This window comes from Dietzia sp. DQ11-71 (assembly GCF_014144995.1).
GTDB classification, from domain to species: domain Bacteria; phylum Actinomycetota; class Actinomycetes; order Mycobacteriales; family Mycobacteriaceae; genus Dietzia; species Dietzia kunjamensis.
Map to the genome: position 1 here is coordinate 1 of NZ_JAALDT010000461.1, position 4,104 is coordinate 4,104.

At 69.4% G+C, this 4,104-nt stretch carries 4 protein-coding genes and 1 pseudogene; 4 read left to right on the forward strand and 1 reads right to left on the reverse strand.

All coding sequences use genetic code 11. The features are described from left to right. Positions 1-120: 120 nt before the first annotated feature. From G6023_RS14530 to G6023_RS14545, 4 genes and pseudogenes are all read left to right on the forward strand, one after another. Complete coding sequence (locus G6023_RS14530) at positions 121-276, forward strand: hypothetical protein (RefSeq protein WP_156523633.1); 156 nt, start codon at positions 121-123, stop codon at positions 274-276. Next, positions 227-799: pseudogene (locus tag G6023_RS14535) on the forward strand (sterol desaturase family protein); the annotation flags it as partial. The gene G6023_RS14530 and the pseudogene G6023_RS14535, both read left to right, overlap by 50 nt. Positions 800-809: 10 nt before the next feature. Further along, positions 810-2,282, forward strand: coding sequence for an FAD-binding oxidoreductase (locus G6023_RS14540; protein ID WP_069389926.1), 1,473 nt, complete (start codon positions 810-812; stop codon positions 2,280-2,282). Continuing rightward, positions 2,279-3,595 (forward strand): class I SAM-dependent methyltransferase, encoded by a 1,317-nt coding sequence (locus tag G6023_RS14545; protein ID WP_182636175.1) that lies wholly within the window; start codon positions 2,279-2,281, stop codon positions 3,593-3,595. Before G6023_RS14540 ends, G6023_RS14545 begins: the two co-directional genes overlap by 4 nt. A 61-nt stretch (positions 3,596-3,656) precedes the next feature. Here the strand turns inward: G6023_RS14545 and G6023_RS14550 are convergent. After that, on the reverse strand, positions 3,657-4,104 hold a 448-nt coding region (locus tag G6023_RS14550; RefSeq protein ID WP_182636178.1), incomplete at its 5' end, for an anti-sigma factor.

Consider the following 4,104-nt stretch of genomic DNA (forward strand, 5'->3'; position numbering starts at 1 on the left):
GGTTGCGCGACACAGGCACTCGGGGCCGGTGCTGTCGCGAGGGTATTGCACCTGCGCGGCCCGACCGGGCCTGATGCCCCGATTGTCTGTGAGTGGTGTCACAATCGAGATCTGAACGAGATGGGGTACTCCGAGTCGCTGGGGGCCCTCGCGGATCCGTTGCACGAGCCGGTTCTGCTGGCACTTCCGGTGTTCATCGCGCTCGTCGCCATCGAGTGGATCTCGGCACCGGATCCGGCTCGTCTGGGCCACCCACCAGGCCCACCATTCGAGTGAGTACTACAACTTCGCGACCGTCTTGCGCCAGAAGTGGAACAACTCCGGGGAGATCGTCGCCTGGCTGCCTCTACCGCTGTTGGGGGTGCCGCCGTGGATGGTCTTCACCGGGTTCTCGATCTCGCTCGTCTACCAGTTCTTCGTGCACACCGAGCGCATCGGTCGGCTGCCCGGACCGGTCGAGTTCGTGTTCAACACCCCCTCTCACCACCGCGTGCACCACGGCAGCGACGCCGAATACCTGGACCGCAACTACGGCGGGATCCTCATCATCTGGGACCGCCTGTTCGGCACCTTCCGCCCCGAGACCCACCGGCCCACCTACGGGCTCACGACGCCGGTGACCTCGCACAACCCGTTCTGGCTCCAGACGCACGAGTACGTCGCCATCTGGCGGGACCTCCGCGGTGCCGCGAGCTGGCGCGAGCGGCTCGGCTACGCGTTCGGCCCACCGAGGTGGAGGCCCGCCCCGGTGCCGGCACCCATCCCCCGATCATGCGCCGGGGTCCCCGAGCCGCACTAGGGTGGGGCGCATGGGAACTGCCACCAGCCTCGCCGACCCACTCGTCGTGGGTACCGCCCGACATGACGAAGGCGTGCGGCGACTGGTCGAGAGCTTCCGGGCCGTGCCCGCAGGTGAACCGGTTCGGCTGGCCAAGCGGACGTCCAACCTGTTCCGGCCGCGCGCCTCGTCGTCGTCGCCCGGTCTCGACACCTCCGGTCTCACGCGCGTCATCTCCGTCGACCCCGGGGCGCGCACCGCCGACGTCCAGGGCATGTGCACCTACGAGGACCTGGTCGACGCGACGCTGCCGCACGGGCTGATGCCGTACGTGGTGCCGCAGCTCAAGACCATCACCCTCGGTGGCGCGGTCACCGGGCTGGGCATCGAGTCCTCCTCGTTCCGCCTGGGCCTACCGCACGAGTCCGTGCTCGAGATGGACGTGCTCACCGGCACCGGCGAGATCGTCACCGCCCGCCCCGACGGCACCGAGCGCGAACGCGCGCTCTTCCGTGGCTTCCCCAACTCCTACGGCTCGCTCGGGTACGCGGTGCGGCTGCGGATCGCACTCGAGCCGGTGGGACGCTTCGTGGAACTGCGACACGTACGGTTCGACTCCCTCACCGCGCTCGAGGCGGCGTTGGCGCGGATCAGCGAGGACGAGCGATACGACGACGAGGAGGTCGACTTCCTCGACGGGGTCGTGTTCTCGGCCGACGAGTCGTACCTGTGCCTGGGTCGGCGGACCGACGAGCCGGGGCCCGTCTCGGACTACACCGGGGTGGCCGACAAGCAGGCGATCTTCTACCGCTCGATCCAGCACGGCGGTCCCGCCGGCTCGGTGGAGCGCGACCGCCTGACGATCCGCGACTACCTCTGGCGCTGGGACACGGACTGGTTCTGGTGCTCGCGGGCGTTCGGCGTGCAGAACCCGCGCATCCGCAGGTTCTGGCCGCAACAGCTGCTGAGGAGCGCGGCGTACTGGAAGATCATCGGGTTGGACCACAAATACGACCTGGGCAACAGGATCGGCGCGCTCAAGGGCGAGGGCCCGCGCGAGCGGGTGGTGCAGGACGTGGAGGTCACCATCGACCACACCGCCGACTTCCTCGGGTGGTTCCTGCGCGAGGTGCCCATCGAGCCGCTGTGGATCTGCCCGCTGCGCCTGCGCGAGTCCAGCCCCTCGCCCGGCGTGGGCGGCGGCCCCGGTTCCGACCGGCCCTGGCCGCTGTACCCGCTGGCCCCGGAGACGACCTACGTCAACATCGGCTTCTGGTCGTCCGCGCCGATCGGACCCGGCACGGCCGAGGGGGCGTGGAACCGGCGCATCGAGGAGGAGGTCTCCGCACTCGGCGGTCACAAGTCGCTGTACTCGGAGGTCTTCTACTCCCGCGAGGAGTTCGCCCAGCTCTACGGCGGTGACCACGCGGGCAGGCTCAAGACGGAATTCGATCCCGAGGGCCGGTTCGCGACCCTCTACGACAAGGCGGTGGGTGCACGGTGACCACGACGAGTGCGGGGACCGCTGGTGCCCCGGGGAAGATGACGATCGGCGAGATCATCGGCGCCTTCGCCGCCGGTGAACCGCCCCTGCGGATCGAGGCCTACGACGGGTCCTCGATCGGACCGGAGAACAGTGACCTGGTGCTGCGGCTGAAGAGCGAGAAGGCGCTCCAGTACTTCGTCACCGCCCCCGGTGACCTCGGGCTCGCGCGGGCCTACCTCATGGGTGAACTCGAGATGGACGGTGTCCACCCCGGGGCGCCCCACGACGTGTTCGGGGCGCTCGAGGTCTTCCGCAAACACATGACCCGCACCCCCGATGCCCGGACCCTCGCCCGGATCGCCCGGGCGGTGGGCACGGAGAACATCAGATTCCTCCCCACGCCGCCCATGGAGGTCAAGCCCGCGTGGAAGCGGGTGGTGTCGGGGATGCGCCGACACTCCAAGGAGCGGGACTCCGAGGTCGTCAGCTACCACTACGACGTGTCGAACCGCTTCTACGAGTGGATCCTCGGGGAATCCATGACGTACACGTGCGCCTGCTACACCGCCCCCGACACCTCCCTCGAGGAGGCGCAGGAGAACAAGTACCGGCTGGTGTTCGACAAGCTGGGTCTCCAGGCCGGCGACCGGCTGCTCGACGTGGGGTGCGGTTGGGGCGGCATGGTCCGCTACGCCGCCGCGCGGGGCGTGCGGGTGATCGGCGTGACCCTGGCCAAGGAGCAGGCCGAGTGGGGACAGGCCGCGATCGCGCGCGACGGACTGGGTGACCTCGCGGAGGTCCGGTTGCAGGACTACCGGGACGTACCCGAACGCGACTTCGACGCCGTCAGCTCGATCGGCATCACCGAGCACATCGGCCGCAAGAACTACCACGACTACTTCACCCGGCTGCACAATTATCTGCGGCCCGGCGGGCGCCTGCTCAATCACTGCATCACCCGGCCGGACAACTCGCGCACGGTCAAGGCGGGGCAGTTCATCGACCGGTACATCTTCCCCGACGGTGAGCTCGCCGGCGCGGGGACCGTGCACCTGGAGGCCGAGAACGCGGGCTTCGAGGTGGTGCACGAGGAGAACCTGCGCCAGCACTACGCGTTCACCCTGCGGGACTGGTGCGCCAACCTGGTCGAGCACTGGGACGACGCCGTGGAGGAGGTCGGCGAGCCCATGGCCAAACTGTGGGGCCTCTACATGGGCGCGTGCCAGTACGGGTTCGAACACAACAAGATCCAGCTGCACCAGATCCTCGCGGTCCGGCTGGGCGACACCATGACCTGGGATGTGCCGCTGCGGCCGTGGTGGCAGGCCTGACGAAGGCCTTCGAGGGGCAGGCCGCCCGCGCGGGCATCGCCTGCGCAGCCGGACCGCCGGGTCAGTCGATATCGAGGGCCAGGAGGACCTGACCGGTCGGCGCCGGCGATCCACCCGCGGGCTCCTCGGTGATGCCGATCTGCTCGGAGTTCCGGATGCCGTCGATCTGCGCCGAGGGCGACGGTCCGACCTGGCCGGACTCCATGGTCCCCGCCGAGATGGGTTCATGGTCACCCATCAACCACAGCTGGTAGGCGCGGCCGGTGGCCGGCTCGGGGAGGTCGGTCATCGAGATGACCGCCATGTCCGCCGTCTTGGACGCCAGGACGGTGGCGGTACCGGTCGCGCCGACCTGGCCGCGGACCACCGCGAGGTCCTCCGCCGCCAGCAGCGAGGTGACCTTGCCCGGCATCGACGGCGGGGCCGCGACGGGCACCGAGCTGTCGCCCCCTGCGCCGTCGGTGATGCGACCGATGGTCACGCCACCGGCGACCAGCACCACGGCGGCC

Bases quoted from the DNA above. Each gene is read 5' to 3' on its own strand.
- G6023_RS14530 (WP_156523633.1), top strand. From the start codon at position 121: ATGGGGTACTCCGAGTCGCTGGGGGCCCTCGCGGATCCGTTGCACGAG.
- G6023_RS14540 (WP_069389926.1), top strand. From the start codon at position 810: ATGGGAACTGCCACCAGCCTCGCCGACCCACTCGTCGTGGGTACCGCC.